The organism is Kitasatospora sp. NPDC047058 (assembly GCF_040643935.1).
Classification (GTDB): domain Bacteria; phylum Actinomycetota; class Actinomycetes; order Streptomycetales; family Streptomycetaceae; genus Kitasatospora.
In genome coordinates this window covers 1-4,077 of record NZ_JBEYVJ010000529.1, presented here as the reverse complement: position 1 = coordinate 4,077, position 4,077 = coordinate 1, and the positions used below count along the sequence as shown (strand labels likewise).

Sequence of the window (4,077 nt, the reverse complement as noted above, 5' to 3'; positions counted from 1 at the left end):
GACCTCGGCTCGGTCTTCACGTCGCAACACCCCGGGATGATCGGGGAGTTCACCGCACGGCGGCCGACCCGGCCGCCCGGCGCTGTGAGCGCGGGCCGGGCGGCCGGTTCGGCCGCCTTGCGGTCAACTCCCCGATCATCCGGGGGTCTTGCCAGGTGAAGACCGAGCCGTGGACCATGGCGGGCATGGAGGCGGGGGCGGGGGAGACGGCCAGGCGGACCATCGAGCAGGAGGACGAGCTGGTCTGCCGACGGTTGTACGGGCTGCTGGCGAACCGTGGGCAGGAGGCCCGGGAGGTCGTCGGGTACCTCGGCCCGTGGCGTGCGAAGGGCACGGGCTTCCTGGGGAGACCGAAGCCGGAGGCCCTGAACGCGCTGCGGCGCGCCTGCCGGTGGGCACTCGACGGCCACGACCTCCCCGGCGCGGAGAGCATCTCCTACACGTACACGTTCCGGGGCTCGCGGCCCGGCACGAACCTGTTCGCCGTGTCGGCCCTGGACCACCAGCGCCTCCGGTGGGTGGAGGACGGCATCACCTCCCGGCGGGAGTTCGAGACGGTGCTGACGACCGCGCTCCACCGTGCCCAGTGGCTCGCCGAGTTGTACTCCGGGCTGACGATCGTGCGGCCGGTCGTCGACGTGCCGGAGGAGCGGGACCCGCCGCGGCACGGGCGGCTCGGGGACGGCATCGTCGGCCGCGCGCTGTGCGAGGAGATCGCGCAGCAGCTCACGGCGGGGGAGGCGCTCCGGCGCGCCGCGGCCGCGGGGGAGCCGGTGGTGCCCGCGATCCGGGCCTGGGTCGCGGCGACGGCCGGGGTCCTCGACCGCGGCCTGACGAATGACGCGGTGGGCGACGGTCTGCGACTGCTCACCCAGGGGCTCCGCTCCTGCGGGAAACGGGCCGTCCCCCACCCGGTGGCGCTGGCCGGCGCCTACCTGACGCTCGGCCTGGAGTACCTCGGGAAGGTGGAGAAGCAGATGCCGGACCACATCGAGGCGTCGGGCCAGGGCCCGCAGCGGGCGCCGGTCACCGTCTACGGCAACGTGGGCGCGATCAACAGCGAGGTGACGAACAGCAGCTTCGCGGTGGCCGAGACGGTCCGGGAGATCGGGGTCACCATCGGCGCCCTCGACCGTGCCGGACAGGGTGACACCGCGGCCGCCCTCCAGGAGCTCACCCGCGTCATCCAGCAGGACGCGGCGCTCGCCGGCGAGCTGCGCGCCCGGCTCCTCGACCACGTGGCCGACGTCGCCGAGGCGGCCGCCGAACCGGACCGTCCGCGCGCGCTCAGCCGGGCCCGGATGGCCATGGCCGCCCTCACCGGCGCCGCCGGCGCCTCCACCCAGCTCGCCCAGGCCCTGGCCGTCTGGCAGGAGACCCTCGGCCGCTTCCTCTAAGCCGGAACTCGCCGGGGATCCCGGCGCGGGCAGGCCTTCCACCCGGCGTCTCCCTCCCCGGAGGGAGGCGCAGCCCCTCCCCGGCGGGATCCGCGCAGGCGGGGACCGCGATTGACTGGGGGCATCGACGACCGGGAGGAAGACCCATGCTGTGCAAGCGCATCGGACGGCAGCTCGCCCAGGCCGCGGCGGCGCTGGTCGTGCTGGCCGGTCCGGCCGTGGTGCCCGCCGCCGCGGCCGGCACGGCAGACGGCGCCACGGCCGGCACGCCAGCCGGGCCGGCCGACATCCGGGCGGCCATCGAGGCGGTGCCGGGTCTGCGGGTCGTGGAGGAGCGGCCGGCCGCCCCCGGGTTCCGCTTCTTCGTCCTGACGCTGCACCAGCCGGCCGACCACCGGCACCCCGAGCGGGGCGGCTTCGAGCAGCGCCTCACCCTCCTGCACCGGGGCACCGACCACCCCACCGTGCTGTACACCAGCGGCTACAGCGTCTCCACCGCCCAGTACCGCTCGGAGCCGGCCGAACTGCTCGACGGCAACCAGGTGAGCACCGAACAGCGGTTCTTCGGCACCTCCCGGCCCGAGCCCGCCGACTGGAACGACCTCGACATCCGGCAGGCCGCGGCCGACCACCACCACGTGATCGAGGCGCTGCGCGCGGTCTACCGGGCGCCGTGGATCTCCACCGGCGGCAGCAAGGGCGGCATGACCACCGTCTACCACCGCCGGTTCTACCCCCAGGACGTGGCCGGTTCGGTCGCCTACTCCGCGCCGGACAACGTCGACGACCGCGACGACACCGCCTACCTCGACTTCCTGCGCACCGTCGGCACCCCCGAGTGCCGCAGCGCCCTCCAGGCCGCGCAGCGGGCCCTGCTGGAGCGCCGCACCACGCTGGTCGCCCGGTACCAGGCGTGGGCGGACTCCCGGGGTGACGGCTTCCGGATTGTCGGCGGCGCCGACAAGGCGTTCGAGATCGCCGTACTGCGCGCGCCGTTCATGTTCTGGCAGGGCCGTGGCCAGGCCGCGTGCCCGGCGGTACCGGCCGCGGACGCCTCCGACGACGCGCTGTACGGCTGGCTCTTCGAGGTCGCGCAACTGCCCGTCTACGCGGACGCGGTGGCGGCCGAGTTCGTCCCGTACTTCTACCAGCTGGGCACCCAGCTGGGGTACTTCCCGGTCGAGACGGCCCACCTCGCCGGCCTGCTCCGCTACCCCGGCGCCACCGAGCCGCGCACCTTCGTCCCGGCCGGCATACCGCTGCGGTACCGGCCGCAGGCGATGCGCGACGTGGACCGGTGGGTGCGCACCCGCGGGGAGCGGCTGATGTTCGTCAACGGCTCGGCCGACCCGTCGGTCGCGGAGCCGTTCCGGCTGGGGAGCGGCTCGCGGGACTCGTACCTGTTCCAGGTGCCGGGCGGGACGCACTCGGTGCGGATCGCCCAACTGCCGGCCGCCGATGCCGCGGCGGCGGCCGCCACGCTGCGCCGCTGGGCCGGGGTGTAGCAGGGGCGGTGGTCACAGTGTCAGGGCGCGCACCCTGTGACCGGGGTCTTCGGTGGCGAAGAGGACCTCGGCGGACGCGCCGTCCGGCGGGAGCGAACAGATGACGTCCGCCCGGTGCTGTTCCCCGGTGTCGAGGCCGACGGCGAGCAGCAGCCGGTTCCCCGCCACGGCCGTGCCGGTCACGGTGAATCCGGCGGCGCCGGGGCGGATCCCGCGCAGCACGGGGCCCAGGTCCCGGGTGGTCCACCGGCGGGTGCCGCGTGTGTAGCGCAGGAGCCGCCCCCGGGTGGTGACGGCGGTGACACCGTCCGCCGTCACCGAGGGCCGTCCGGCAAGCCGGTCGAGGGGTACCCGCGTGTACGACCACGACCGGCCGGCCAGGTCCGCCGCGTAGAGCAGGAAGTGCTCCCACCAGTCGCCGAACTCCAGCGTCGCGCACCAGAGTTCCCCGCTCCCGGTCGCCGACGCGAAGGAGCCGCGGCGTGGATCGACGACGGCCCGGGCGAGCGGGGCGAGCCGGCCGGCCCTCGGCCGACCCTGCCCGGCGAAGTCCAGTTCCTCCCACCCGCCCCCGGCGGGCGCCGGGGTGAGCAGCACGGGCACGCGGTACGGATCGCCCAGGCGCCGCGGGGCCCGCAGCCTGCCGCCGACCAGCACCAGCGGGTCGGCGGGGGTGCTGGTGGCGGCCGTGACGTCGTAGTGGTCGGGTACCGGGACCTCCTCCCAGGCCGCGGCCCGCCAGGGCAGCCGGTGGACGGTGGGGACGTCCCAGGCGCCCAGGGCCGCCGGCTTCCTGTCCGCACCGACCAGCAGCGTCGTGCCGTCCCGCAGCACGTGGTACCCGGCCGGATGCCGGTCCGAGCGCGGGCGGCACGGCGAGGGCGGGAGGGTGGTGAACTCCCCGCCCACGCTGTCCGCGACGTGCACGGGGGTACCGCCGTCGGCGGCCGGGGCGATCACCGAGATGCCCCGGTCGTGGGGCACCACCCGCACCGGATACCCCCGGAGCTCACGGATCTGGCATCCCGGCAGCCGTGACCGCCGCACCAGCGAGCCCGCCCGCAGCTCGGCGACCACCAGGTCGTCACCTTCCCGGAGCACAACCGTCAAGGCACCGTCCTGCGTTGGCTGCGTCATGTGAACCATCCCCCCGCCGCCGACTGGCTTGATGATCA

The 4,077-nt window shown here is 75.2% G+C and carries 3 protein-coding genes; 2 read left to right on the top strand and 1 reads right to left on the bottom strand.

Annotated features, from left to right (window positions below; translation table 11 throughout):
• The first annotated feature begins 155 nt into the window (after window positions 1–155).
• A complete protein-coding gene (locus ABZ885_RS36825) occupies window positions 156–1,397 on the top strand; it encodes a hypothetical protein (protein WP_360198876.1) in 1,242 nt (413 codons plus the stop codon).
• Window positions 1,398–1,543: 146 nt separating this feature from the next.
• Window positions 1,544–2,902: a S28 family serine protease gene (locus ABZ885_RS36820; protein ID WP_360198874.1), complete on the top strand. Its 1,359-nt coding sequence runs from the start codon at window positions 1,544–1,546 to the stop codon at window positions 2,900–2,902.
• A gap of 12 nt (window positions 2,903–2,914) precedes the next feature.
• On the opposite strand, the gene ABZ885_RS36815 is transcribed toward ABZ885_RS36820, so the two are convergent.
• Window positions 2,915–4,012, bottom strand: coding sequence for a hypothetical protein (locus ABZ885_RS36815; RefSeq protein WP_360198872.1), 1,098 nt, complete (start codon window positions 4,010–4,012; stop codon window positions 2,915–2,917).
• Between the last annotated feature and the right edge of the window lie 65 nt (window positions 4,013–4,077).

Coding starts and splice junctions, on each gene's coding strand:
- ABZ885_RS36820 (WP_360198874.1), top strand. CDS start 1,544: ATGCTGTGCAAGCGCATCGGACGGCAGCTCGCCCAGGCCGCGGCGGCG.